The organism is Bacillus pumilus, from assembly GCF_009937765.1.
Lineage (GTDB): Bacteria > Bacillota > Bacilli > Bacillales > Bacillaceae > Bacillus > Bacillus pumilus_O.
The window spans coordinates 1,320,449-1,345,996 of sequence record NZ_CP047089.1 but is presented as its reverse complement, the minus strand read 5'-3'; the positions used below and the strand labels follow the sequence as shown (position 1 = coordinate 1,345,996).

Sequence of the window (25,548 nt, the reverse complement as noted above, 5' to 3'; positions counted from 1 at the left end):
GGTAAAGTAGAGGTCGAGTGAGAAACTCGACTCTTTTTGTTTGAAAATAGTTGAGATAGGGGATATTAAACAAAATCCTCTGCTTAAACGTGTAGAACAACAGGAGAGTGAGATGGTGTGAAAAACGTATCAAGTGTATTTTGGATTGTGATTGCGATCACATTTGTTGCCGTTATGTGGGGAGCTTTTTCTCCAGAAACATTACAAAATGTCACAGATCAGATTCAAACTTACATTACAAACGACTTTGGCTGGTATTATTTGATAGTGATTTCACTACTTGTCGGCTTTTGTCTATTCTTTATTTTTAGTCCAATCGGAAAAATTACGTTAGGAAAACCAGGTGAAGAGCCTGAATTTGGCCTTTTTTCTTGGTTTGCGATGCTATTTAGTGCCGGTATGGGAATTGGTCTTGTCTTTTATGGGGCCGCTGAACCAATCAGTCACTATGCAATTCAATCACCAACAGGAGAGACTGAAACTGCACAAGCCTTCCGCGATTCCCTTCGTTATACATTTTTCCACTGGGGACTTCATGCATGGGCCATTTATGCGATTGTCGCATTATGCATCGCATACTTTAAATTTAGAAAAGATGCGCCTGGATTAATTAGTTCCACCTTATACCCAGTATTCGGAAACAGAATTCATGGATGGATTGGAAAAACGATCGATTGTATCGCAGTGTTTGCAACAGTAGTTGGCGTAGCCACAAGTTTAGGGCTAGGTGCCGCACAAATTAATGGTGGATTAACCTATTTATTCGGCATTCCAAATAACTTTTTGACTCAGCTCATAATTATTGCGATCGTAACTGTTCTGTTCTTGATCTCTGCTTGGAGCGGAATTGGTAAAGGTATTAAATATTTAAGTAATTCGAATATGATATTTGCTGCTATACTCATGATCTTTTTACTCTTTGCTGGACCAACTGTTTTTATTTTAAATTCATTTACAGATTCGATCGGACAATACTTATCGAATATTGTACAAATGAGCTTTAGATTATCACCAAATGATCCAGAAAAGAGAGAATGGATTAATGGTTGGACGATCTTTTATTGGGCATGGTGGATCTCTTGGTCTCCATTCGTCGGCATTTTTATTGCGAGAGTCTCACGCGGAAGAACCATTCGAGAATTTTTAATTGGTGTCTTAGTGGCTCCTTCAATCCTCGTGTTCCTATGGTTCTCTATCTTCGGAGTATCAGCTATGGATTTACAACAAAAAAATATTATAGATGTAGCTGGTATGCCGACTGAAACGATGCTGTTTAGTGTTTTAAATCAATACCCGCTTGCCATGATTACATCCATTTTGGCACTAATTTTAATTGCTGTATTCTTTATCACATCAGCAGATTCAGCCACCTTTGTTCTAGGAATGCAGACAACCTATGGCTCATTAAATCCTGCGAATAGTGTAAAGATCAGCTGGGGCATTATCCAATCAGCTGTTGCGGCAGTGCTATTATTTTCAGGCGGACTTCAAGCCTTGCAAAATACAGCAAAACTCGCCGCCTTGCCGTTCTCCATTGTCATTATCTTGATGGTTGTGTCACTGTATAAATCATTAAATGCTGAACGAAGAGCCATCAAACAAGCTAACAAAATCAATAAACCAAGAAGTCCAAGAGTAAAAAAAGCATAAACGTGTATGAAAAAAGCCGTTCCTCATGGAACTGACCCCCGTTTTTGAGACAGGGATCAAAACACCTTTATAAAACAGCCAGTTGCCGAAACTCTTTTGGTGACTGGTTGTTTAATTTCAATTGAATTCGGATATTGTTATAATAATCAATATAAAATCGCACGATTTGGTTTTCAAGTAGAAGCTGTTGCGCTTGATTCAGGTTATTTGACAACACCAATTTGTAAAGGTTTATCTGATCGACATATTTTTGGTGTCATTGCCCATAGACGTTTTCATCCGACAAGAGGATTATTTGAGAAGTGGAAGTTTCAGTATGATTCTGAAAATGATCATTACATATGCCCAAAAGGTGAGAAGCTTTTATATACGACAACAGATCGAAAAGGTTATCGATTCTACAAATCAGATCCTAAAAAATGTGCATCGTGTCCTTTCCTTGAAAGATGCACAAGTTCGAAAAATCATCAAAGAGTCATCTCAAGACACATATGGGAAGAACATAAAGAAAAGATCAGACAGAATCGTCTAACTGTTTCTGGAAAAGAGCTATATAAAAAAAGAAAAGAAAAAATAGAGCGAAGCTTTGCAGATTCAAAACAACTGCATGGGCTTCGCTACTGCCGGTTAAGGGGGAAACAAAATGTGAGTGAGCAAGTTCTCCTCACAGCTGCGTGCCAGAATATGAAAAAGATTGCCACACACCTAGCGAAGCTAGGCTAGGTGTGTGGGAGGCCTTTTTCATTAAATCTCATCCATCATAATTACGATGAAAATAAAAAAGCCTGTAGAAAAACATGAGTTTCTCTACAATCTGAAGAGACCTCTATCAAGGTCTCTTCAGATTGTTGACAAAGGGCTAAAATGATCTTTATTTTAGCCCTTTGTCTTCTTTTCAGCGTGATAGAAAACCTTTGAAGTCTAGGAAGGCCGAGCACTGGCGCGGAGCGAATTTGACATTCGTGAGCACCGGCGCGCAGACCTGACAACGAATGCGAAGGTTTGTCTACACGCTGAAGAGACCTCTATCAAGGTCTCTTTTCTATTATTATGCCGCAGGCTCTTCTGCCTTCCCCTTCCAAATAAGGGTTAACCCTAATCCAAGAAATAAGACAACACCTGCGAATAGAAATGGGAAGTGTATATTTTGATCGAATAAAATCCCGCCAAGGGCTGGGCCAAAAATCGTACCAAGGCTTGTGTAGGTAGAGTTCATCCCTGCGACAAAACCTTGCTGATTGCCAGCGATTTTTGATAAAAAGGTCGTTAATGCTGGACGCAATAAATCAAAGGCTAAGAAAATGACACATGTGACAATCAGGACTACCATAAAGCCTGAGACGACAGTTGAAACAAAAGCGAGCACCGCTCCAACGATCAAGCAAAGCTGAATGACTCTTTTTTCCCCAAGAGCATTTACGAGTTTCCCAAACACCAGCACTTGGATGATAACAGCCACAATCGAGCTGACCGTAATAATCACCGCAATATCTTTTGGACCAAATCCAAACTTATGATTTGTAAACAGACTAAATACCGTTTCATATGCAGACAGTCCAAACGCGAGAACAAACACAATAATAAAAGCGATGAGATAGCTTGGATGAATCGATCTTTTCAAATCTTTAAAGAAGGTCGATTCCTTCACTTGATCCATCTGCTTCGCTCTCTCTTCTTTTGTTAATGGCTCCTTTAGCAAAAGCATAGACGAAATGACGGCTATAAACGCAATCCCTGCTGCAAAGAAGAATGGCAAACGTACGCCGTATTCTGCGATAAATCCGCCAATCCCAGGACCAATAATAAAGCCGGTACTAATGGCCGCTGACACATATCCCATTGCCTTTGATCTTTCTTGAACGGTCGTGATATCTGCGACATAAGCAGTGACAGCTGGCATAATAAATGCCGCACTAATACCGCCTAGCAGTCTTGCAAAATATAGCACATACACGTGTGTCCCAAGACCGAAGACGAGTTCTGATAGCGCAAATAGAAACAGTCCTGACACAATCATAACCTTTCTTCCGTAGCGGTCTACCCATCTCCCTGCAATAGGTGATGCAATGAGCTGAGCCACAGCAAACGCCGCCACAAGGTATCCCATCGTACTTCCCGTTAGATGCATCACATTCATGAATAACGGCATGACAGGAATGATAAGGCCGATGCCTAAAAAGGCAATAAATATGTTACTTAATAAAATAACGAGAACAGCTTTTTGCTCACGAATCGGTTTTTGCATGATGTTTGTTTCCCCTTTATTGATTCAATTGTTACTCATGATGGTTGATTCCGTGAATAATCAATGAGATCGCTTGTTTTTGCAATTCTTTTTTCTCTTCAATTGGATCATTTTTATACAGCACATCTAATCCGTAAAAAACGGATAATAATATTTTCACTGTTGATTCTACATGCTGAATTGACCAGCTGCCGTCTTCGTTACCTTCAAGTATGATGTCTCTCATCACATCATCAAAGTCGGCATCAATTTTGTTCAGCCGTTCCATAACCTCGTCTGATGTAAAGGCACTTGCACAAAATTCCTCACTTGCTCTCATTAATGGATAATTAATGCCCATTTGACTGAGTAGTTCTGCAAATCCTGCGAGCTGATCAATGGCCTTGTGCATCGTTTGTTTTTCCTGATGCCACGTCTCCATCATCAAAAGATGATCCTCTTCCATAATATGAAGGAACAAAAACTCTTTTCCTTTAAAATGGTGATAGAGATTGCCTTTACTCACTTCAGCCGCTTCTAGAATATCTCGCACAGAAGTTTCTGAGTACCCCTTTTTTGCAAATAAATCACGTGAAGCGGTGACGATTTTTCGCTTCGTCTTCTCGCTTTTTTCAGCCCCGCTTTGTGTGCTTGTCATCTTTCACAATCCCTTCTACCTTGCTTTTCTTCATCAGGACAAACAAAAACCGACCAGTTGGTTTATTTTTTTATTATAAATGGATTTTTTTTAAAATACAATGAAAAAGTCATTGAAACGATCACTGTGCCATCTCCTCATTTAATTTATCTTAATATTTAACTTTTCTTAACTATAAACATCACCTATAATGAAATAGAGGTGATGTCATTGGACGAGGAAATCATTCATTACAGTAAAAAAATCATTGAATACTCGAATGCTCTAGGCTCCATTTATGTAGAAGAGTATCAACGTTTTTTAAAACATGAGTATGCAGATTTATCGGCTAAACAAGAGCTGACTCTTGAATTATTACGGACAAAAACAAGAACCATCAACGAGCTAGCTGATTACTTTTCCATTTCGGCAAGTGCCGCTAGCCAGCTTGTATCAAAGCTTGAACAACTTGGCTATGTTAAACGAGAAATTAATCCGCAGAACCGACGGGAAATCATTGTGGATTTTGCTCAAAAGGGGCATGACTTTCACAAGAATACAGAAGAAATTCAATTGCACCTCATTCAAAAATACTATGCAAAGCTTCCTAAAGACGATTTAAAAACATTATTATCTCTATACGAAAAAATCTATCAGATTGCGAAAGAAGCGCCTTGATTTGGTGTTTCTTTCTTCAACATTTAAGTTAATTAAACTATTAAGGGGATGAAAGTATGAACAGTATTCTTTTACAAGATGGACGTCATATTGGTTTGTGTGAATACGGCGATCTAGCAGGATTTCCAATATTCTTTTTTCACGGAACCCCTGGGTCAAGAGTCATGTTTTCAGAAGATGACCCCATTTCTAAAGAGCTCGGTATTCGTCTCATCTGTTTAGACAGACCGGGATTCGGTTTATCTACCCCTCAACCTGAACGTACGATTTTAGATTGGGCAAAAGATGTGCTAGAGGTAGCAGATCATCTCGGCATTCACCATTTTTCAGTGATGGGTGTATCTGGAGGCGGCGCATTCGCTGCTGCCTGTGCTTATCAATTGCCGAATCGAGTGCTTTCAGCCGCTCTGATTTCAAGTACAACGCCATTTCAGGACGGAAAACCACCTAAAAGTATGCTCAAAGAAAACAAATTGGCTTTTTTCCTCAGTAAGAAATTCCCTTGGCTATTAAAAGCAAGCTATCGTTCTCAAAAAAAGATGATTGAGAACAAACCTGAGAAATTTAAGAATCTAGCCAAAAATGGAAACAAACATCTACATCCATGGGATCGTCAATTCCTTCAAACTGATGAGCAATTAGAGATGATGATGACACATTTACACGAAGCCACTCGTCAATCGGTGGATGAATGTATTCGTGAACCAGATTTACTCTCACGTCCGTGGGCATTCGATATGAAGGATATTCAAATTCCTGTTGATGTCTGGCATGGAAAGGAAGATTCGATGGCTCCGTTTGTCGAAATAGAAAAAATGGCGCCTCACATCCCAAACGTCAAAACCAATTATATCGATGAAGCGGGACATTTCCTTACGGATGTAGACGATATTTGGCGAGATATTTTACTTTCTTTAAAAACACGTGCAAAAGATCATTATCAACACGCATAAAAAAGACCCGAAGCTTCGGGTCCCTTTCTTCATTAATACTTTTCATAAAATGTCTGCACTTTACTTGGATCTTTTGTCTTCGTTAGAGCGAGCATAAGCAGAATACGTGCTTTTTGTGGGTTCAATGAATCTGATGAGACAAAGTGATGTTCATCATCCATTTTTTCATGGGTAACAATCCCATTGCCTGCACGGCTTGATCTCACGACGACTACATCTTTCTTCACGGCATCTGTTGCCCCTTTGATGGCTTCTGTTGACATTGTTCCATTTCCGGCTGCGGCAACGACTATCCCTTTCGCTCCTGCTTTTACTGCTGCATCATACATATATTTTTGATCATTTTGATAGCCGTATAAAATATCGACTTGTGGTAATTCCTTTATGTTTGATACATCAAATTCACTTTCAGACGTATGTTTTCTGGTCGGTTCGTTATAAAAGGAAACCACTTCACCAGCAATTTCTCCAATGTAGCCATGTTCAAGAGACTTGAAGGAATCGGTTGTGGTCGTATTTGTCTTTGTAATAAATCGAGCGGATGCAATTCGATCATTTAACGTGACCATGACCCCTTTACCTTTGGCTTCTTTTGTAGATGCAATTTTCACCGCATGATACAAGTTTAGCGGGCCATCCGCACTGATAGCAGATGCTGGACGCATTGAGCCAACGACTACAACTGGTTTATCACTTTTGACAACCAGATTTAAAAAGTAAGCGGTCTCTTCAAGCGTATCTGTTCCATGTGTGATAACAATTCCATCTACTTGATCATCGTTTAAGAGTTTATTCACTCGTTTGGCTAATTTTAAAAGAAGAGCATCATCCACATTTTCACTACCTACGTTCGCCACCTGCTCACCGGTTACGTTTGCCACATCCTTTAGCTGTGGAACTGAGGCAATGACTTTATCGATACCAAGTGCACCAGATTTATAACCTGTCGTATCGGTATCACTGTCTGAACTTCCGGCAATTGTCCCGCCTGTTGCTAAGATTTTAATATTAGATAAGGACTTATTCCCCGTTTCTACGGCTGTCGTTTTGTCCTTTGATTCATTAGATGCGGTTTCATTTTCGTTTTGATTTTTCTCTTGGGTACTTGTATTGGCACAAGCTGCTGTCAACAGTAATAAAACAGAAAGTAGGACAGCACCTAACCATTTTGTTACGTTCATTCGATCATCTCTTTTCTTAAATGTGATGGATTCAAAGCTAGGTCTCTTTCTATAGGGTTTACTTTATACCATTCCTTCATTCATCAGCATGAGGCGAAAGATTCACAACCAAATAAAGGAAGAAAGGACATTATCATAATTATTTATTTACATCTAAATACCTAAATTCACTTTTATAAAAGAGAATATTCGGGTCGTACAATGAATAACAGAAAACGATGATAGCTCATCAATTTATGATAAAATATAGTAAATTCTTCAAAAAGGAGTATATCTAGTGCAATTGCTTCAATCATTTCACAAAATTCTAATCACACTATTCCTTAGTTCGATTTTACTCAGTCTGTTCGTATGCTTCTATCCACCGATTCAGGGCGAGCCTGCGTTCTTGGTATTTTACGTTCCTATCTTTTTTGTTTGTTATTTCGTCTTTGCGGTTCCTTTGCAGTTATTATTTTCTTTGCAGCCAAAGGCTTTCCATCCACTTTATCTTGCTGCTTATTTAATGATTGCAATGGTTGTCATGCTTTTTGTGATTGATGGTATCGGGAGTTCAACATCTATACCTATCATCATCATGAGCAGTTTGATCTACTGGGTCTCTGATTCTTTGCTTTATCAAAGAACATATGAAAAAAGCACCTAATGTGAAGGTGTTTTTTTCAATTGGTATCCATTTTAGTTTGAGTAAGTTTCGCAGGACGGACGAGATTTTCTACTACATATGGTTACATACTAGTTAATCATGCCATAAAAAAATCACCGAGGGCATCTTCCCTCAGTGATGTGTCATGTCTATTTCATACTTGAGCCAGCATGTGAAAAAATCGGATCTTTTAATTCAAAATCAAAGGTCTTGCCGTCAACTATACCGACTGTTTTTTCATGATCATACAGCTCAAGCAGACAGGCTGCCATTTCTTTTGATGTATGATATTTCTTGATATTGCCTTCATATTCGAATTGATCTACATCTAATGAACGCTTTGCAAATTCTGATTCTGTTGCAGAAGGTGCTAATATTTTCGCCTGTAACTTAGCTCCCTTTTCTTTCAACTCTAGTGCTAGTCCTTCTGTAAAGGCGCTCACGTAAAACTTCGTGGCTGAATAGGTGACGGCATTGCCGACGACTGTATAGCCCGCTCTTGAAGAAATGTTGATCAGCTGAGCCCCTTCTACTTGCTCATAATCACGAACAAATAAAGTGGATAAAATCGTTAATGCTTCGATATTCAGGTGAAGCATATCCCCAATTTTACTTAGATCCTGCTCTCCAATCGAGCCGAAATGGCCGAATCCTGCATTATTAATGAAGGTGTCGAGCTCATATTCAGCCAATGATTCATAAAATGAATTCACTTGCGCCATGTCGGTTAAATCGACAGACTGTATGTTTACTTTAATATCGGGATATTGATCAAGAATCTCTTTCTTCAGTTCTTGGAGTTTCTCGAGCCGGCGTGCAGCTAAAATAAGATTTTTGCCTCGTGCTGCAAAGGCCAGTGCCGCCTCATATCCAATACCTGAACTTGCTCCTGTAATGACTTTATAGCCCATTTGATATCCCCCTATTCACGTCTTCTCACTGGTTAAATTATAACGAGAGCATTTCGTTCTAGTCAATTTTGAAGGGATTCTCAGGGCTATTCATTTGTCTAGCTTCATTCATCTTGTTGGAGGATGTCTTGTTGAGATTTTTTTGTTAATTTGCGGAAAACCAATTGATAGGAATGTTCGATTAATTCCTCTACAAATGAAGATGGAATGTCTGCATCAAGATAGATGGAATTCCAATGAGTCTTATTCATATAATAGCCTGGGATAATCCCCTCATGCATCTCTCTTAGTTCTTCAGCACGTTGAGGGTCACATTTTAATGTGATAACAGGCTTTCGATTCGCATCCACGCCCATCATAGCAAACATCTTTCCACCAATATGATAACGATCTGCCTGCCATTCTGGCTGATAATCATGGGTGACCCCTTTTAAAGAAAGACAAAATGCCTGTAGTTTCTCTTTTTCCATTAGTTTCATCTCCTTTTTAAGTCGTCTTCTATTTTTCTATTATATCGACTATAAAGGCAAATATCTGATCTTTTTCATTCACTTCACAACAATAAAACACAGACCCGCTGGGTTCTGTGCTTTTATCTCAATGTTTCTTTCTTATTCAAATGCCTTCTTCAATTGATCACTCATGAGATGCCAAGCTTCTTCAGCTATTTCTAAATCTCCAGCATGCGTGAAGGCGTGGGGGACTCCTTTAAACTGTCTGTACGTGACGTCTACCCCTGCTTCTTTTAACTTCTCCGCATATTGTTCGGCTTCTTGAGCTAGCGAATCTCTTTCAGCTGTGATAACGAGAGCTGGTGGCAATTGTGCCAAAGATGAACGATCGGCAAAGATTGGAGAAACGAGCGGATTGTGCGGATCTTGGCCTTGCAGATAGAAGGCGTTAAAGAGTCTCGCCATTTCAACTGGGATCGCTTCTTCAAATGCTGGCTTTTGTGCTGGATCAGTGGCTAAATCAAGTGGCGGATAATCAAGCACTTGATAGACAATCGGGAGTGGATTCTCTTTTTGAATATTTAAGAGACAAGCAGCTGTTGCCAGGTTTCCTCCTGCGCTATGTCCGCCAATGGCGATTGCTTTGGGGTCTATTTGAAGCTCATCAGGGTGTTCATACAACCACTTCAGGACATCGTAGCATTCATGAAGAGCGGCTGGAAAAGGATGCTCTGGGGCAAGTTGATACTCGACATTGACGACGATACATTGCGCCCTGTCTGCAATGACCGGACACCAGTGGTTATCCATTTCAGCACTGCCTAGGATAAATCCTCCGCCATGTAAATTCACAAAAACGGGAAGCGGCTGCTTTGATGTGTTGACCGGCTTAAATACCCATACCTTTGTTTCACCAGCACTTGTTGGAATGTCATATTCCATTTTGTTCACTTCGGGAGGATGGACTGGTTTTAATTCCGATTGACTCGGTAATGAACCTTCAGCTGGTTGACGTAATGACGCTGCGATTTTGATTTGCTCTTGTAAGTTCATGATCTCAGTCTCCTATCTTATTCATTTCTTCTTAACACATTCGTTCCTTTTTCCTCTTTTCCTTCTACTGAATGAGCAGCACATTCTATTTGGTTCACTTTTAATCTATCTCCCCATTTTCGCCCTCTTTGAAACAAACATTGAACAAATAAAAAAGCACTGCGGCGCTAAGTCCTCAGTGCTTTTCATCTATTTTATGAAACTTGCTGTTCTACCTTCACTCGTTTAATGAAGAAAGCGATAATTAGACCAATGACGGTCATGATCACAGCAAAGATAAATGCATGCTGGACGCCATTTGTAAAGGCGAGCAGCTGATTCATCGGATTTGCAGGATCAGCCACATTCTCCATAAAGCTGCGGGTTCCTGATGAAAGAATTGAAATACCGACCGCAGTACCAATGGCTCCTGACACCTGCTGCAATGTATTCATAATCGCTGTACCATGCGGATATAGCTCTGGCGGCAGCTGATTTAATCCATTTGTTTGTGCAGGCATCATAATCATCGCGATTCCAACCATTAACGTAATGTGAAGGGTCACAATGTATCCAATCGATGTATTCACACTTAGATTGGTGAAACCTAACATCGTTGCTGCAACGATCGCAAGCCCTGGAATCACAAGCCATTTCGGTCCGAACTTATCAAATAATCCCCCCATGATTGGAGATAGCAGACCGTTGATAATTCCACCTGGCAATAGCATTAAACCTGCTGTAAAGGTCGTTAGTGCCAAGGATGTTTGCAAATATAATGGCAAAATCATCATAGCAGATAGCATCACCATCATACACACTAAGATTAGCAGTAACCCAATGACAAACATCGGATATTTAAACGGGCTTAAGTTCAGCATCGGTTCCTTCATATTCAACTGTCTGAGAGAGAATACAAGAATCCCAATGACACCTACTACAATTGCAACGATCACATGCATACTGCCCCAGCCGCCGCCTTCACCGGCACTACTAAAGCCGTACACAATTCCTCCGAAACCAATGGTTGAAAGCACAATCGATAAAATGTCGATTTTCGGTCTTGTTGGTTCTGTAATATTTTGCATGAAAATAAAACCAAAGACGAGTGCAGCAATTAATAGCGGAAGTGAAATCCAGAAAATCCAATGCCAAGTCAGCGATTTCAAAATAAGACCAGAGACTGTTGGGCCAACAGCTGGTGCAAACATGATCACAAGACCTATAATCCCCATAGATCTGCCTCGTTTATGAGGAGGGATGATCACCAAAATCGTATTGAACATCAATGGAAGAAGCAATGCTGTTCCAACTGCCTGTACGACACGTGCCACCATTAAAATACTAAAGACTGGCGCAACTGCTGCGATAAAAGTTCCAATGATCGAAAAGACGAGCGACGTCATGAAAAGCTGTCTTGTTGTAAACCATTGAAGAATAAGTCCTGAAATTGGTACGAGAATACCGAGTGTTAATAAATATCCTGTTGTTAGCCACTGAGCTGTCGTCGCTTCAATTCCAAAGTCTAACGTTAAGCTTCTCAGTGCCATATTGAGTGCCGTTTCACTGAACAGTCCAATAAAACCAGCTGTGATAAATGAGATAATGATGGGCAGCGTTCGAATATGAGAATTTGCTGCTTGCTGTTTGTTCATAGTAGGTTGGCTCCTTTTCTTTTTCAATTTAAATCAATCATAGGAAGTGAGAATGGTCAGAAATGAGCCACTTCAATGTCTATTGAAAACAGATAAAATCTGTTTTTCTGCAGCGAATTGAGCAATTTTTTCGATTGAATAACCAGATTCATGAATATAAAACATCAGTTCAGGCGTCATTGGAGAGGACATACAAAGTGTGGTCAGCTCAATATCCTGTATGCTCGCTTCCCCTTTTTCATCTGCTTCTTCTAGCAAATCACGAATCATTTGTCTAAGCGATTGACTGTAATGGCAATCATACACTTTACTCGTCTGCTCTAAATTCCCAGATATCGTCAGCATCCGAATCCAGTCTAAATGATGACCGACAATGAGGTGAATTTCTTCGAGGACATAACGCAAACGTTCACGAACCGGCTGGTCACAGATTTTGCTCAAGTAAAGATGCAAAGCAGGAATCAGCTGTTCAAATTTTTCTCCAAGGATCGAAAGGCACAAATCACTTTTATTGGCATAACGGCGATAAAGAGTACCCTGTCCAACACCAGCTGTTTTGGCAATTTTATGCATGCTAACATTTTCCACGCCAAATTCCTGAAACAAAGAAAAAGCGACTTCTTCAATTTCCTTCCCAATATCCTTTTCCATGATGCTTCACCTTCTTTACCTTCATCCAAATTACACTTCTCTCTATGTGTTCAATCAAAACTTTTTTGTTTTCATTAGGACAATTGTACCGGTATTATCTTACGGACAACTGTCCGCTTTGTCAATCATTCTTTAGTAATTCGCTTGAAAAAGATCATTTTCTTTCATAACTTCCTATGAAATAAGAGAAGAATCTAGTAAAAAATCCTCCTTAATATCATATATTAGACCGATTTTCGATTTCGAGAGAATCAGGTATGATCAATTAAGAAAACGCTTTCAAAACAAGAGAGGGGAATGCCTACATGTCTTACCGTGTGAAACGAATGTTGATGCTACTTGTCACTGGAATCGTCTTGAGTTTATCCACATTTACTGCGGGTGCCTCTGCCCAAACGGGTGGATCGTTTTATGAGCCTTTTAACAACTATAATACGGGGTTATGGCAAAAAGCCGATGGGTACTCGAATGGAAATATGTTTAACTGTACGTGGCGTGCAAACAATGTCTCGATGACGTCGTTAGGTGAAATGCGATTATCGCTCACAAGTCCTTCCTATAATAAGTTTGACTGCGGAGAAAACCGTTCTACTCAAACATATGGCTACGGGCTTTATGAAGTCAGCATGAAACCAGCCAAAAATGTGGGGATCGTGTCTTCGTTCTTTACTTATACAGGACCGACGGATGGTACGCCTTGGGATGAAATTGACATCGAATTTCTAGGAAAAGATACGACAAAGGTTCAGTTTAACTACTATACCAATGGTGTAGGAAATCATGAAAAGATCGTCAACCTTGGTTTTGATGCAGCAAACTCTTATCACACGTATGCATTTGACTGGCAGCCTAACTCGATTAAATGGTATGTGGACGGACAATTAAAACATACTGCCACTACTCAAATCCCTCAAACGCCAGGAAAGATTATGATGAACCTGTGGAATGGTGCAGGTGTCGATGAATGGCTCGGCTCCTATAACGGTGTTACACCACTCCACGCACATTATAACTGGGTGCGTTACACAAAAAGATAACCACATCAGAAAACCTGTGACTTGTCACAGGTTTTTCTTCATTCAAATGGAATTGGTTTTTAGTTGATGAACGAGCTTTTGTTCATAACTGTGGATAATATCTTCATAACTTTCTATCTTGTAATCTAATCGCTTAATCGTCTCTTCGATTTCCTTTTGCTTTTCTACAAGTCTTTCTCGCTCATTGACCAAAATACTTTTTCGCGAGGACAGGGTATGATCCTCGCCCTCAATAAATAAAGCCGTATATTCTCGAAGTGCATCAATTGAGAGACCCGCATTTCTCATACATTTGATAAATTCAATCCACTGAATATCCTCTTCTGCATAATCACGAATACCGCTTTCATCACGACGGATCGGTCGAATTAACCCAATATTCTCGTAGTATCTGAGCGTAGCAGTAGATAAATCGAGCTGCTTGGCGGCTTGTGCTATTTTCATTGTTTTCACCCTTCTCTTCTTCTCTCACCTTATGAAAAATGAAATTCCTTCTTTTTATCATCTCCAATTTGATAGAGAACGCAAGATGCTTTTGGCTCAATTCTTTATTTAAGGATGTTGAAAAGCCTGAAGAGGGTTCTCCATTGACTTAGAGTTCACTTTAAGACGTACAGTATAGAAGTAAAACAGAATCTTACTTTTGAAAGGATGATCCAGAATGTGTCAGACGCACCAATCAAACGTTTTAAGTGTTTCACATGCAAAAGCGAATTTTGAACGGACAACCATTGAACGAAGAGCGCTTCGTCCACATGATATTTTAATTGATATTCAATTTAGCGGAATCTGTCATTCAGATATCCACAGCGCCTTTGATGAATGGGGCGGCGGTATTTTCCCAATGGTTCCGGGTCATGAGATTACTGGAGTTGTTGCGGCTGTCGGTGATGATGTGACGAAATTTCAGATTGGAGACCGTGTAGGCGTTGGTTGCTTTGTGGATTCCTGCGGCACCTGTGAATATTGCCAAAATGGAGACGAGCAATATTGTACGAAAGGAGTCGTCCAAACCTATAATAGCATTGATTATGACGGGGAACCAACTTATGGCGGCTATAGTCAGAAGATTGTCGTGACAGAGCGTTTTGTCGTCAGCATTCCAGATCAACTATCCCTTGATGCCGCAAGTCCTCTCCTCTGCGCTGGCATTACCACTTATTCTCCGTTAAAGCACTGGAAGGCAGGCCCGGGTAAAAAAGTCGCCATCGTCGGGATGGGTGGGCTCGGTCATGTGGCCATTCAATTCGCACGTGCACTTGGAGCTGAAGTCACGGTATTGAGCCGCTCGATGAATAAAAAAGAAGAGGCACTGTCATTTGGTGCAAAAGACTATTTTGCTACAAGTGATCCCGATACATTTAAAACATTAGCCGGTCAATACGACCTCATTCTCAATACAGTCTCTGCCAATATCAATGTAGACGCCTATTTGTCCTTACTTCGCGTGGATGGAACCTTAGTGAATGTCGGTGCACCGCCTAATCCAGATCAATTCCACGTCTTTTCATTAATTTCCGGCCGCCGCAGCATTGCAGGTTCACTCGTTGGCGGCATCCAAGAAACACAAGAAATGCTCGATTTCGCAGCTGCTCACAAGATCGCACCACAAATTGAAGTAATCAACGCAAATCAAATTGATGAAGCGTATGAACGTGTGCTAAAAAGTGATGTGCGTTATCGGTTTGTGATTGATATCTCAACATTATGATCGGATTCTATTTGGAAAGACCAGCTCAATGGCTGGTCTTTTTTTAATGGTGGATATTTTGTTTTTCTTGTAGCAAGGATTCTTGAGAAGTTGATCAAAAATCTCCCATAAAAATTCTCTCTTTTTTAGAACTAAATTTATTGACAAAAAATAAATAAACATGATATTATTGAAAATTTGATTATTTTATCTCCAAGTGTGGTACCCTTAAAGTAGATACATGATATGGAGGCGGATGATATGTTTCAAATTGGTGATAACATTGTTTATCCAATGCACGGAGCAGGTATAATTGAAGCCATTGAAGAAAAAGAATTCTCTGATGAAAAGCAACAGTATTATGTGATCAAAATGTCAATCAGTCATATGAAAGTGATGATTCCGACACGGAAAATATCGGGTTCACGTATTAGACCTGTTACAGATCTACTGGCGTTAAACAATGTGATGCACGTTTTCCAGCATGGCAAATCAGATCAATTACTGACTTGGAAAGAACGCCATACAATTAATACAAACAAAATAAAAACGGGTGACATCCAAGACGGTGCAGAAGTTGTGCGTGATCTAATGCGGATGAAGAAAGAGAAAGCACTAAATGCAAGTGAAAAGAAAATGCTAGATGAAGCCCATGAATTTTTACTAAGTGAATTAGAAGTCATCGAAGGGATTACAGAAAAACAAATCAAAAGTTTCTGTTAAGAACTATGCCGTTCTTTACGGTATCCCTCACCATTTTTGAATACATGTTCTCTCGAACCAATCCATCCTTCAATTTTATTAAAGAAAAAAGAATTTATTTAGGCAAATTCCGCATATTGTAAATCCAATATGCTATACTGTTGATAAACCTTTGAAGCATGAATTTTTTTACGATTACCTTGTAACATCTCCCTACTTGTACGTTGAGTAGGGTTTTTTATTGCAGAAATAAATGAAAGCACAAAAAAACAGGCTCTCTACAGAGAACCTGTTTTGATAGAATGAAGATTAAGCAATTTTTTGAACGTTAGCAGCTTGAGCTCCACGAGAACCTTGCTCTACGTCAAATGATACTTTTTGACCTTCGTCTAAAGATTTGAATCCGTCGCCTTGGATAGCTGAGAAATGTACGAATACATCGTCGCCTTCTTCACGTTCGATAAATCCAAAACCTTTTTCTGCGTTAAACCATTTTACTGTACCTTGTTCCATGTTTGTTGCCTCCTAGTGCGTTATCACACAATGTATTATACTATCCTTGCCCAAAGTATCCTCAAGACGAAAAGTCTTTCTTCATGCTATCCTTTACGCCGAACAAAAATAATTATTCTTATTGTAACATGAAGCGGAAATAATTGCAATTTAGGATTTAAAAGAAGAAAATCAACGATCATATTTACCTTTTTTCTTCTCACACTTTAAGATATTTTTACTGCAAAATGTGCTTTTAATCATGAAAAGAATAAAGTAAGTTCATACTCTTAGGAAATTGATGTCGTTTTATTTCAGTTAAGATTGGCATCTTTATTCCTTTCATTTCTTAAAGTTACTATAAGACTAGCTAGGCTGGCTAAAGTTCCTAACACAGAAACAACAACTGTTAAAAAATCTGGAATAAGAAATCCTATTGGAATGAGTCCCAGAAAAGATAGAACAATAAAACATTGGTATACACTCGATATAGTTCTCACAATCAAGTGACTGAAAAAGGACATCACTAACGGAGGTATGAATAAACATACCATTATTCCAATTGATATTATTAAGATGTGAGGCTGATCAAATGAAATGACATTATCCCCTGAGGAATTTCTGGCAGCCACTAACATAACAACTATAGACATCATGAGAGTAAGTAAAACTAGAGAAAACCTTTTTATCATGTGATAACTCCTTTGGTTGATCTTATGAAACTTAATTACTTTTTATCAAATTATCTCATCATCACCTTTATTTAACAATATGGAAAATGATTGAAAACAACCCAATCATGACTGAAAACTATTTTTTAGAGGTTATTATTTAAGATTTCACAGCTAAGATAATTTGAAATGGATTCGTTCATACAAAAGAGAAGCTTATATTATAATCGATGTATCTTGTGATCTCTTTCTAATAAAAGAGCACAAAAATACCAAGGGTAGTGTACCCTTGATATTTTTTAGAAGTAATCGAGAGGACTTAAACCTCCTTGAATTATTCAGCCGTGACTCCGATTTACACAACTTTTGCACAAGATCTAAGCTATTTCTTCACTTTTTCCGACTCAAGTCTCTTTAACCAGTTATAAACTAATGAGTTAAATACATCGGGTTGTTCGATTTGCAGGTTGTGGCCACCCATATCAAGCACTGCAAAAGTTGCCCTTGGATAGTCTTCAATCAGCCGCCACGCATCGTGATATCCGACTACATTGTCTTGACGCCCTGTGATAATGAGCGTGGGATACTGAAATTCAGATGAAATGTCGAAGGTATAGCCATACCCATTTTGAAGAATGTTATTGATGAATTCATGATTTGTTTGTTTAGAAGGAAGGTAAATTTCATCTCGAAATCTTTCCCATTCCGTTTTTCCTTGCACAATTGCCATGGAGCAAAACTCATCCGTCTCCTCTGAAGAGAGCTGTGATATGAAGCTGTTGTCACTTTTTAGAACGATCTTCTCTGGCACGACTCTTTTATCGAATACAGGTATAGTCATTGGGGCTACAAGCAGTAATCCACGAACGGTTTCCCGGCGTGAATGAACGATCCCTCTAGCTATGTACCCTCCATATGAATAACCACAAACAATAAACTGTTCATCAGGAATCATCTCGTCCAAAAGACGCAATACCGCTTCTAACATATCATCAGAGTTCTGAATAGATGGATTCGCCTCGGAACGTCCCATCCCTGGTAAGTCTATGTATATTCTTTTCCAACCGCTTTGTTTTTCAAATACCGGTTCCAATGCATGTAACATCACTTGATGGTCAAGTGTCCAACCATGCAATATAACGATCGGAAATCCTTCTCCAATGACTTTATGATAAATTGACATGTATTATTTCCCCTTTCCTACCCTTCAATATTTTATCACAATTTTAGCAATATTCTTTGTTCCACTGAATTTAGCATCAGCGTAAACTGTCATAAATAACGGTTCAATTACTTCGAACACACAAAAAAACCAAAGGTCTACAACCTTTGGTTTCTTAGATGCGGCCGAGAGGACTTGAACCTCCACGGGTTATTCACCCACTAGGCCCTCAACCTAGAAAATTTGTAATACCACTTACGAAAAGTTGATTTTATTCCATATTAATATTGATAATTGCGTCCATTACATTATCTTCACGTCAGTTCAGGACATTTAAAGGGCAAGTAGAACAATTCTAAAAAGTTATATTAATATAGATTTTTGTTTTTCTATTATTAGCTTCCTACTCTTTCAGCCAACACCTTAACATTTTCTGTTTTAAATAAGCCAAAGTTCTTCTCTGAATCAATTGCTCCCAACAACACCACTGATGTAAAGACCGCTGCTGTCATGATCGTTCCCAATAAAATCATTTTGATTTTCATATATAATCTCTCCTTTTTTTATTTCTTTTCGAGCGACATTAACAATATGATAATATTCGCTCGCCAATTCATACCTCTTTTGCCCTCGATAATATTCGGCAATTTCTAATGCGAAATCTTCAATATCTGCAAACATTTGCCTTTCCTTAAAGAAAACAAAGCATTGATCTAACAAGTACTTTTCTTCCTTCACATATAGTGATTTAAGTATATTGAATTTATTAATATATTCCAAGTCATTATTCATTTTCGCCAAAAAAACGCCTTTTTCTAAATAAGGCTTGGCATCCCTGCTTCTCTCATTTTTACATAGTGCGTGAGCCATATTAAATAACGCTTTCGGTAAAAAGCTATGATTATCTTCTTCAAAGATTTTAATTGAGCACATCAAATGTTTTTCTGCTTCTTCATAATTTTCACGAGCAATACAGCAGATTCCCAAATTCAAATGAGATGTACCGACTAAGTGTGACTTATTTAATTTTCTAGCTATGTTTAAATTCTCTCGAAATTGATTAAGAGCACCTTCGTAATCTAGGATATCCATCAAATTACCAGCCATTATGCATTGAACATGAATTATATGATCCGCATAACTATTATACTTGCTATAAATTCTTAATGCTCTCTTAGCGTAATTTAAAGAGAAAAAGGTTTGTTTCATATAATAATAAACTTCTGATATTTTAAAATAAAATTCCGCATGCTCAATTTCATCTTCAATACCATTTAGTTTCGTTTCTGCTATTCTATAAGCACTTATAGCAGTCGTTAATTCCCTTTGTCTAAACTCATACATTCCCATAAAAAAGAAAAAATAGTATTCAAGCATTCCAGTAAGATTCCCATCAAACTGTCGAAGCTGTTCATACGTCTCATTAACTTCTTTCAAATCCTCCGATCTCATATAAGACAGCATTAATTCATGTCTAAAATCTAATAATTGATAGTACATCAACACATCTTGATTTTCTTCCATATTATCTATCAATTGTTCAACTTCTTTTTTTATTTCTTTTGCTTCTGTAATTAGATTGTTTTTAATAGCTGTATACCAAAAATTAAGACGAGTTGAAACTAAGTCATATGGAATCCTATCAAAACCCAAACATTTCCCCTCCAATAACAACAGAATTTTCTGTAATTATGCCAAATAATTGAATCTTTAAAAAGGGTATATAGTTACATTTCCTTACTCTTTCGGACAAGAGGATAACGACTAAAGATATATAATTCAAAATCTATTTTAATCAGTATAGCCATTTCTCTGAACCATCCAGAAAGTGATTAGGGGCATACATGTGAGCATATTAATAACAGGGGTTTCATTTTTGATTGCAGGGGTGGACTACCTATAAATCAAATATACATAAAAAATAGCCGCTCTTATTGAACGGCTGCCGCAAATGCGAATTCCCCTTTTTCCTTGTAAACGATAGAATATCCAAGAAACAAAGGAAGATCTGTATAAATGCTGCTCATTTATACTTAAGATTTTAAGGATTATTATGATAGATAGATTCACTTCTTACTTGTTATTTCGTCAATGACTTTAATCAAATAACTCAAATTATTAAATTTTTTGATAATTGAATGAGCTGCAAATTCAAGACCACATATTAGTTGTTGTTCGTTATAATTTGTAGTTAGTACATTTAATGCTGATTTTGAAATTTTTCTATTTTTTCCTTCAAGGGAATCTTTATATGTGTTTAGTAGCCACTGTTTTTTTTCTTTTTTACGTCGTCTGTTTTCTTCGAGTCTTTCTTTTTTACTTAAGCCTAGTTTTTTGGCTTCTTTAGGAGTGATTTTCCTTAAACTTCTTTTTTGAAAGGTATTTAAGTGCTGACTTTTCTTTAAAAATAAAGTGTTAGAGTGTCTAATGAATTCGTTTTTCAATGCTGTTTCAAGTGCTTTTTTTAATTGTACAGAAATTACTGTGTTAAACTCAATTTCGGTTACTTTAAAGCCTTTGCTTGTTTTTTTAAAATTTGGATATAGGAAAGTTTTATTGTAGGTATTATCAATAAAACGACTACTTTGTATATTACATCTATCCAAAGATAGATTATCAAAAGTGCAGTTCTTAAAACTGGAATCTATTAATTGTGTTTTTACTAAAAAACAATTTTTAAATATGCAGTTAATAAAGGTACAATTTTCAATACGTGAATAATCAAAATTGGTTTGTTCAAATATTGTATTTTCAAATATAACATTTACATTCCATGATTTAGAAAAATCTTTTCTACTAAAATTCTTAGATATGTGTGTTTTATTTCTATAACTAAAAACTTTATTTGTAAATTCTCGATTCATTTCTTTGTTTTCTTTAAAATTCATCTTCAAGAACCTCAATAAGATGAGCAGTTACTAGGTCTGTTTGTAATAACTGAGTAATTACAAAAATCATGAAAGCCAAACACGTTAGAATATCACCAATATTCCCCATAATAACCGCCACCTTCTCTATTTTCTCTTGTAGGTCCCATATCCGTCCTTAGACTAAGAAGATAGCCAGCTCAAGGCTAATTGAGGCGGACCAACTATACTATATCATCAGGAAAAATTTTCGTCTAGAAGATTGCGAAAAAAGATCCTTCCAATCGGTTTTACTTTTCGACTAATTTCGGACAAACAAAAACACCCCTTTCAAATTCTCAACGTATTACAGTCAAGAACACGAAAAAGGTATTTTTTTGTTTACATATTATCACATGGTTTATAAGTTTTTCAACGCCGAAACCATGTACTGTCGAGTTAGTGCCGAAAAGACAAACGGCTTATAAAACGTTGACACATCGCTATTTGTATAAAGGCAGCGCTCGGAGAACGTACAATTTATATCTATGGTTATTGTTGTAACAATATTTTAAGATGATTTGGTGCAAAATTTGTGCAAAGAATATTTCTGCGTCTAATTTAAACAAGAAAATATTTATTAAAATTTTAGTAATGACCCTTAATATTATTTGTTTTGATTTCTTTTTCTCAATCAAAAATTTCATTTTGAAGAGATTTATATTGGCTTCAATTTCCTTGATGCTTTTTTCGTAATTAATGCCAGACTGTAATCTTAATTTTTCCTGTTCAGCTTATTCTCGCACAAGTCATTTTTTCGAAATTTAAATTAAATCTTGATTATGTGCAATTTTACCTTCAAGATATTTAACCCAATGTTATTTTTATCATTTCACATCAACAATTTACTCAATTACAAGGTGGATAAAGCTGTATGTAAAAGTATTGAAAATGATAATAATTAAACCAATTTGAGACAAAATGATGGATGTTAGTTGAATGCATGTTTCCTAAAAGTTTCTTTTTAAAGTTTAGATTCTAAAAGGTCTATCATTTTCAGAAAGTGTAACTGCAATATTTGTTTTTTGTAGATCATTATCTTGAATTTTCTCTTTTAGAACTGCAACAATGTATTGACATTCTATAGAGTTCACGATAGTGATAATGGCATTTAGAGCTACTTGGTCGATAGTTTCTATTACATCATGAACTATAAAATTGGGGACTTTTTTCTCCAAATCCTTAGCTAATTGTTGATAGGCTAAATCAAATGCAACAATAATGGATTTCCTCGTACCTGTACTTAATCCCCTTTTTACGTTATCAATACCAAAAGGGAAGCCTTTTTCTGTATTATAGAGCATAAAGGGTTCTCCATTAGTCTTTTCACTGTATTGGGAAAAATATTTATTAAAGATAGACAAAGAATCTTCCTTAACAGCAGCTTCAGCTTCAGTTTCTTTTAATTGTTCAACAAGCTCCGCCACCCGACTCTCTAAAAGATTATAAATTGAACTAATGTTCTTATTGCTCCCCAGCTCTTCGTTATATTCCGCTAGCTTACTTTGCAATGAAGTATACTCATCAATTTTATTTTCTTCTATTAACATAATTACATTCTTATGTTTTTCAAACAGTCGATTCTTATCTTCTTCAAGAACAATAATTTTTTCTTCTAATTTTTCTAACTGAAAATTAAAATACCTTATTTTATTGTGCATAAGTTCATCATTAAACTTTACTAAGTCTTCAAATTCCTTATGCAATTCACCCATTGCTTCCAGAGTTTCATTATATAAATTTCTTAGAACCTCTTTATCAATGGCATTTTTTATTTCCTGCTCAGCATCCTCAAGAATATCTATGATTCTCTTTCTTTTAAATAAAAGTTCATCAATCCGATCGCTATAATCAGCATACATAATTTTTATTTCAGATATTTTTTCTTCATTTTCTTTGAATTTCCTTGAATTCACTAATATGTTCATTTGATCATTTAATTCATCAATAGTCGACTTTAGTAGATTTACCTTTTGATTGACACTATCTATAGATTTAAAATTATTTATAGACATAAAGTTTTTTATTTCTTTATTTTTCTCTGCAATTTCTTTTCTTAAATCTAAAATTTGGTTACTTATTTCCTGATCTTGCATCTCAAAAAGATACGAATAAATATTCTCATAGGTTGCATCATTAGTTCTTTCCAAAAATTTAAGGAACTTATTATTGTCTGCCCTTTGATCTATTCTAACAAACATATTAATTAACTGTCTAAATGTAGGAGAATTAGACCGATTAGAAAAGAAAATTTCATTAAGTTGTAGCCAGTAATCATTTTGATTCACTTCTATACCATTGATATATCTTTTACCTCGAGGATAAAGATCCACAGAAAGAATATGTACAGTTGAATCTTCCTCGTCGAAAGACTCAACGACCTTCAGTTCAACATTAATTTTGTTGTCATTAATATAGTTTTTTAGTGTCTCATTTGTTTGCTTTGTTTCATCATCAAAATAAATATATTTCCTGTGCTTTGCTCCCAAACATATATCTATCAACTTTAAAATAGTCGTTTTCCCAACACTATTTCCCTTTTCCTGATCTTTTCCAGCATCAACAATAAAATTCATTCCCTTAGCAAAACGAATTTCTCTAATGATTTTTTGAACAGGTTTTGTTTCTTTAATAATCAAACGCTTTATGAACAATTTATAAATCCCTCCTTACTAATTGAAATTTTATCAATAAGAAAAAGAAAATCCAATGAAAGCAAATAAACTGTGTATTCAAGAGAGTCATTGTATCGCTTCTTTAAAGTTTCGTATAAGCCCTCAACGTTGTGCTTGTTTAGAGAAATAATTTCTAAAATACATGCTGAAATATAGTATACGGTATCTTTAGGATTTGAGTCTCTGTCAATTATCATATTATTCAACATCCTTAGGCACTGGCTTTAAAAGTTTACATTTAGTAAATGCATAAAACATAATCAGATAAATAGCTTCATCGACTTCTTCATCTATTAAGTCAGATTCATTGATTAGTGCATTATACCAAACTTCTTCTTTAATACGACGAAACACTTGGTTAAGCACATAATCACCATCAAGCTTTTCATCTTCTCTTACCTTTTCAACTTCTAAATAAACTGTCCGAATTTTTTTGACCATTATTGACTTTTTTAAATAGCCGTGTAAAACCTTAGAAACTTCATCATAACCGTCTGAATAATTATCAAAAATCCCCACATAAGCTTTAACTTTATTGTGCTCAAACTTTTCCATCCAATCAGAATTGTTCTGAATAGAATATTCATCATCATAGTCGATATCAAGCTCTGCTATTATTTTACAAACATCAAATATAACACTTCGCTTTAATATTTTAGGGGTTTGGCTGCCCAAATTAACAGTTGTAAGTTTATTCTCATTACCAACAATTGAAGTTCCATTATCTCCGCTTCTAGCACTACTACTGAACGCCATTATTTGCCTCCACGAATATTATTCCCGTTTCCTATTATGCTGTTCCCATTTTCACCCGAAATTGCCTTTTTACTAGACAATACATCTTTTTTCGATGAATCCAATGTAATATTTAATTCTTGGTTCAAATATTGTTCAATTTCTTTATTTTTAGCAGATACCTTTTTTGAGAAGACAATTGAACAAATAGATAGGATTGAAGCAATAATTCCTAACACGAGATTTATAGTTACCATTATTACACCTCATTACAATTTATTTACTATTTTATCACAATAGAGAAACTTATTTCATAAAGAACATCACAAATAAAACGAGATTTTTAATTAAACCTAACTCTTATTAAAGGGCTTGATTTTGTAACGTCAAAATCAAGCCCTTTAATAGATAAGAGGACGACAGTGGCGAAAGAAAAAGACTACCGGTTAAAGATAAGTCCACTTAGAACTTAATTTAACAACTGTGCCAAAAGGCTAGACAAAATGTTGCAATCCAACACGTACAAATTGTTCTTACTTCCCCAATAATTTAGCCGCTTTCTGCACAGGGATTTTCCCACTAATGCCATTCGTACTTATTTCATCAATATGATCTAAAGGACTCATCCCTAGAACTTCAAATATCTTAATTTTCCTATTTTGATTAGGTTCATTCCTACCTGATACATATTGACTTATTGAAGATTTCGCTATCCCCGTCAACTTTGACCATTCAGTCTGTGTGACTTATTTGTTTCTTACACAGCTTTTCTTAAAATTTCTGCAAAACTCAAACCCGCCTATCCCCT

Annotated in this window: 25 protein-coding genes and 3 pseudogenes; 8 read left to right on the top strand and 20 right to left on the bottom strand. The window is 36.8% G+C overall.

Translation table 11 applies throughout. From position 1 onward, the window contains the following. The first annotated feature begins 117 nt into the window (after positions 1-117). Positions 118-1,650, top strand: a complete 1,533-nt coding sequence (gene opuD / locus GPS65_RS06510; RefSeq protein WP_119125255.1) for a glycine betaine transporter OpuD — start codon at positions 118-120, stop codon at positions 1,648-1,650. 67 nt (positions 1,651-1,717) lie between these two features. On the opposite strand, the pseudogene GPS65_RS19835 reads toward opuD, so the two are convergent. Further along, positions 1,718-1,804 (bottom strand): annotated as a pseudogene (locus GPS65_RS19835) (IS3 family transposase); the annotation flags it as partial. Here GPS65_RS19835 and GPS65_RS06500 point away from each other — a divergent pair. Next, positions 1,804-2,373 (top strand): annotated as a pseudogene (locus tag GPS65_RS06500) (transposase); the annotation flags it as partial. The pseudogenes GPS65_RS19835 and GPS65_RS06500 overlap by 1 nt on opposite strands. 325 nt (positions 2,374-2,698) lie before the next feature. Here the strand turns inward: GPS65_RS06500 and GPS65_RS06495 are convergent. Then, on the bottom strand, positions 2,699-3,895 hold the full coding sequence (locus GPS65_RS06495) for an MFS transporter (protein WP_012009027.1): 1,197 nt from the start codon (positions 3,893-3,895) through the stop codon (positions 2,699-2,701). A 31-nt stretch (positions 3,896-3,926) separates the two neighbouring features. After that, the gene (locus tag GPS65_RS06490) at positions 3,927-4,532 is read right to left on the bottom strand and encodes a TetR/AcrR family transcriptional regulator (RefSeq protein WP_144470364.1); all 606 of its coding nucleotides are present in this window, start codon (positions 4,530-4,532) and stop codon (positions 3,927-3,929) included. 204 nt (positions 4,533-4,736) lie between these two features. On the opposite strand from GPS65_RS06490, the gene GPS65_RS06485 reads away from it, so the two are divergent. After that, positions 4,737-5,189, top strand: a complete 453-nt coding sequence (locus GPS65_RS06485; protein WP_144456951.1) for a MarR family winged helix-turn-helix transcriptional regulator — start codon at positions 4,737-4,739, stop codon at positions 5,187-5,189. Positions 5,190-5,245: 56 nt separating this feature from the next. Beyond that, entirely contained in the window at positions 5,246-6,142 is an 897-nt protein-coding gene (locus tag GPS65_RS06480) for an alpha/beta fold hydrolase (RefSeq protein ID WP_144482188.1), read from the top strand. Between the two features lie 32 nt (positions 6,143-6,174). On the opposite strand, the gene GPS65_RS06475 is transcribed toward GPS65_RS06480, so the two are convergent. Then, on the bottom strand, positions 6,175-7,323 hold the full coding sequence (locus tag GPS65_RS06475) for a type II asparaginase (RefSeq protein WP_144482189.1): 1,149 nt from the start codon (positions 7,321-7,323) through the stop codon (positions 6,175-6,177). Positions 7,324-7,600: 277 nt separating this feature from the next. Here GPS65_RS06475 and GPS65_RS06470 point away from each other — a divergent pair, with 277 nt between their 5' ends. Next, the gene (locus GPS65_RS06470) at positions 7,601-7,969 is read left to right on the top strand and encodes a UPF0715 family protein (RefSeq protein WP_144482190.1); all 369 of its coding nucleotides are present in this window, start codon (positions 7,601-7,603) and stop codon (positions 7,967-7,969) included. 149 nt (positions 7,970-8,118) lie between these two features. Here the strand turns inward: GPS65_RS06470 and GPS65_RS06465 are convergent, their stop codons facing one another. The 5 genes from GPS65_RS06465 to GPS65_RS06445 form a co-directional block, all read right to left on the bottom strand. Further along, positions 8,119-8,880 carry an SDR family NAD(P)-dependent oxidoreductase gene (locus tag GPS65_RS06465; protein WP_144482191.1) on the bottom strand — a complete coding sequence of 254 codons (762 nt, stop codon included), beginning with the start codon at positions 8,878-8,880 and terminating at the stop codon, positions 8,119-8,121. Between the two features lie 104 nt (positions 8,881-8,984). After that, positions 8,985-9,350 carry an MmcQ/YjbR family DNA-binding protein gene (locus GPS65_RS06460; RefSeq protein WP_144482192.1) on the bottom strand — a complete coding sequence of 122 codons (366 nt, stop codon included), beginning with the start codon at positions 9,348-9,350 and terminating at the stop codon, positions 8,985-8,987. A 141-nt stretch (positions 9,351-9,491) separates the two neighbouring features. After that, positions 9,492-10,385 (bottom strand): alpha/beta hydrolase, encoded by an 894-nt coding sequence (locus tag GPS65_RS06455; RefSeq protein ID WP_144456963.1) that lies wholly within the window; start codon positions 10,383-10,385, stop codon positions 9,492-9,494. Positions 10,386-10,579: 194 nt separating this feature from the next. Continuing rightward, complete coding sequence (locus GPS65_RS06450; RefSeq protein ID WP_012009017.1) at positions 10,580-12,019, bottom strand: DHA2 family efflux MFS transporter permease subunit; 1,440 nt, start codon at positions 12,017-12,019, stop codon at positions 10,580-10,582. Positions 12,020-12,091: 72 nt separating this feature from the next. Continuing rightward, the gene (locus tag GPS65_RS06445; RefSeq protein WP_144482193.1) at positions 12,092-12,670 is read right to left on the bottom strand and encodes a TetR/AcrR family transcriptional regulator; all 579 of its coding nucleotides are present in this window, start codon (positions 12,668-12,670) and stop codon (positions 12,092-12,094) included. Positions 12,671-12,975: 305 nt separating this feature from the next. On the opposite strand from GPS65_RS06445, the gene bglS reads away from it, so the two are divergent. Further along, complete coding sequence (gene bglS, locus GPS65_RS06440; protein WP_003214284.1) at positions 12,976-13,707, top strand: beta-glucanase; 732 nt, start codon at positions 12,976-12,978, stop codon at positions 13,705-13,707. Between the two features lie 42 nt (positions 13,708-13,749). On the opposite strand, the gene GPS65_RS06435 is transcribed toward bglS, so the two are convergent. Beyond that, complete coding sequence (locus GPS65_RS06435; RefSeq protein ID WP_088003280.1) at positions 13,750-14,151, bottom strand: MerR family transcriptional regulator; 402 nt, start codon at positions 14,149-14,151, stop codon at positions 13,750-13,752. Positions 14,152-14,368: 217 nt separating this feature from the next. Here GPS65_RS06435 and GPS65_RS06430 point away from each other — a divergent pair, with 217 nt between their 5' ends. Together GPS65_RS06430 and GPS65_RS06425 are read left to right on the top strand one after the other, a co-directional pair. Continuing rightward, a complete protein-coding gene (locus tag GPS65_RS06430) occupies positions 14,369-15,418 on the top strand; it encodes an NAD(P)-dependent alcohol dehydrogenase (protein WP_144459907.1) in 1,050 nt (349 codons plus the stop codon). Positions 15,419-15,658: 240 nt separating this feature from the next. After that, positions 15,659-16,120, top strand: a complete 462-nt coding sequence (locus GPS65_RS06425) for a CarD family transcriptional regulator (RefSeq protein ID WP_144456971.1) — start codon at positions 15,659-15,661, stop codon at positions 16,118-16,120. 288 nt (positions 16,121-16,408) lie between these two features. Here GPS65_RS06425 and cspC read toward each other — a convergent pair whose 3' ends face one another. The 10 genes and pseudogenes from cspC to GPS65_RS19825 form a co-directional block, all read right to left on the bottom strand. Continuing rightward, entirely contained in the window at positions 16,409-16,612 is a 204-nt protein-coding gene (gene cspC / locus GPS65_RS06420; RefSeq protein ID WP_008346765.1) for a cold shock protein CspC, read from the bottom strand. A 293-nt stretch (positions 16,613-16,905) separates the two neighbouring features. Next, complete coding sequence (locus GPS65_RS19435) at positions 16,906-17,283, bottom strand: hypothetical protein (RefSeq protein ID WP_144456974.1); 378 nt, start codon at positions 17,281-17,283, stop codon at positions 16,906-16,908. Positions 17,284-17,644: 361 nt separating this feature from the next. Next, complete coding sequence (locus tag GPS65_RS06415; protein ID WP_144482194.1) at positions 17,645-18,445, bottom strand: alpha/beta fold hydrolase; 801 nt, start codon at positions 18,443-18,445, stop codon at positions 17,645-17,647. 444 nt (positions 18,446-18,889) lie between these two features. Further along, a complete protein-coding gene (locus GPS65_RS06410) occupies positions 18,890-20,092 on the bottom strand; it encodes a response regulator aspartate phosphatase (protein WP_476574981.1) in 1,203 nt (400 codons plus the stop codon). Between the two features lie 398 nt (positions 20,093-20,490). Next, a complete protein-coding gene (locus GPS65_RS06405; protein WP_161985386.1) occupies positions 20,491-21,312 on the bottom strand; it encodes a pentapeptide repeat-containing protein in 822 nt (273 codons plus the stop codon). A 989-nt stretch (positions 21,313-22,301) separates the two neighbouring features. Next, complete coding sequence (locus GPS65_RS06400) at positions 22,302-23,984, bottom strand: DUF2326 domain-containing protein (RefSeq protein ID WP_161985385.1); 1,683 nt, start codon at positions 23,982-23,984, stop codon at positions 22,302-22,304. Further along, positions 23,975-24,202 (bottom strand): ABC-three component system middle component 6, encoded by a 228-nt coding sequence (locus tag GPS65_RS19830; protein WP_412676830.1) that lies wholly within the window; start codon positions 24,200-24,202, stop codon positions 23,975-23,977. The genes GPS65_RS06400 and GPS65_RS19830 overlap by 10 nt, the downstream gene beginning before the upstream one ends. A 1-nt stretch (position 24,203) precedes the next feature. Then, positions 24,204-24,761, bottom strand: a complete 558-nt coding sequence (locus tag GPS65_RS06395) for a hypothetical protein (protein ID WP_161985384.1) — start codon at positions 24,759-24,761, stop codon at positions 24,204-24,206. Beyond that, positions 24,761-24,997 (bottom strand): hypothetical protein, encoded by a 237-nt coding sequence (locus tag GPS65_RS06390; RefSeq protein WP_122631953.1) that lies wholly within the window; start codon positions 24,995-24,997, stop codon positions 24,761-24,763. The genes GPS65_RS06395 and GPS65_RS06390 overlap by 1 nt, the downstream gene beginning before the upstream one ends. 276 nt (positions 24,998-25,273) lie before the next feature. Beyond that, positions 25,274-25,471: pseudogene (locus GPS65_RS19825) on the bottom strand (helix-turn-helix domain-containing protein); the annotation flags it as partial. Positions 25,472-25,548 lie beyond the last annotated feature (77 nt).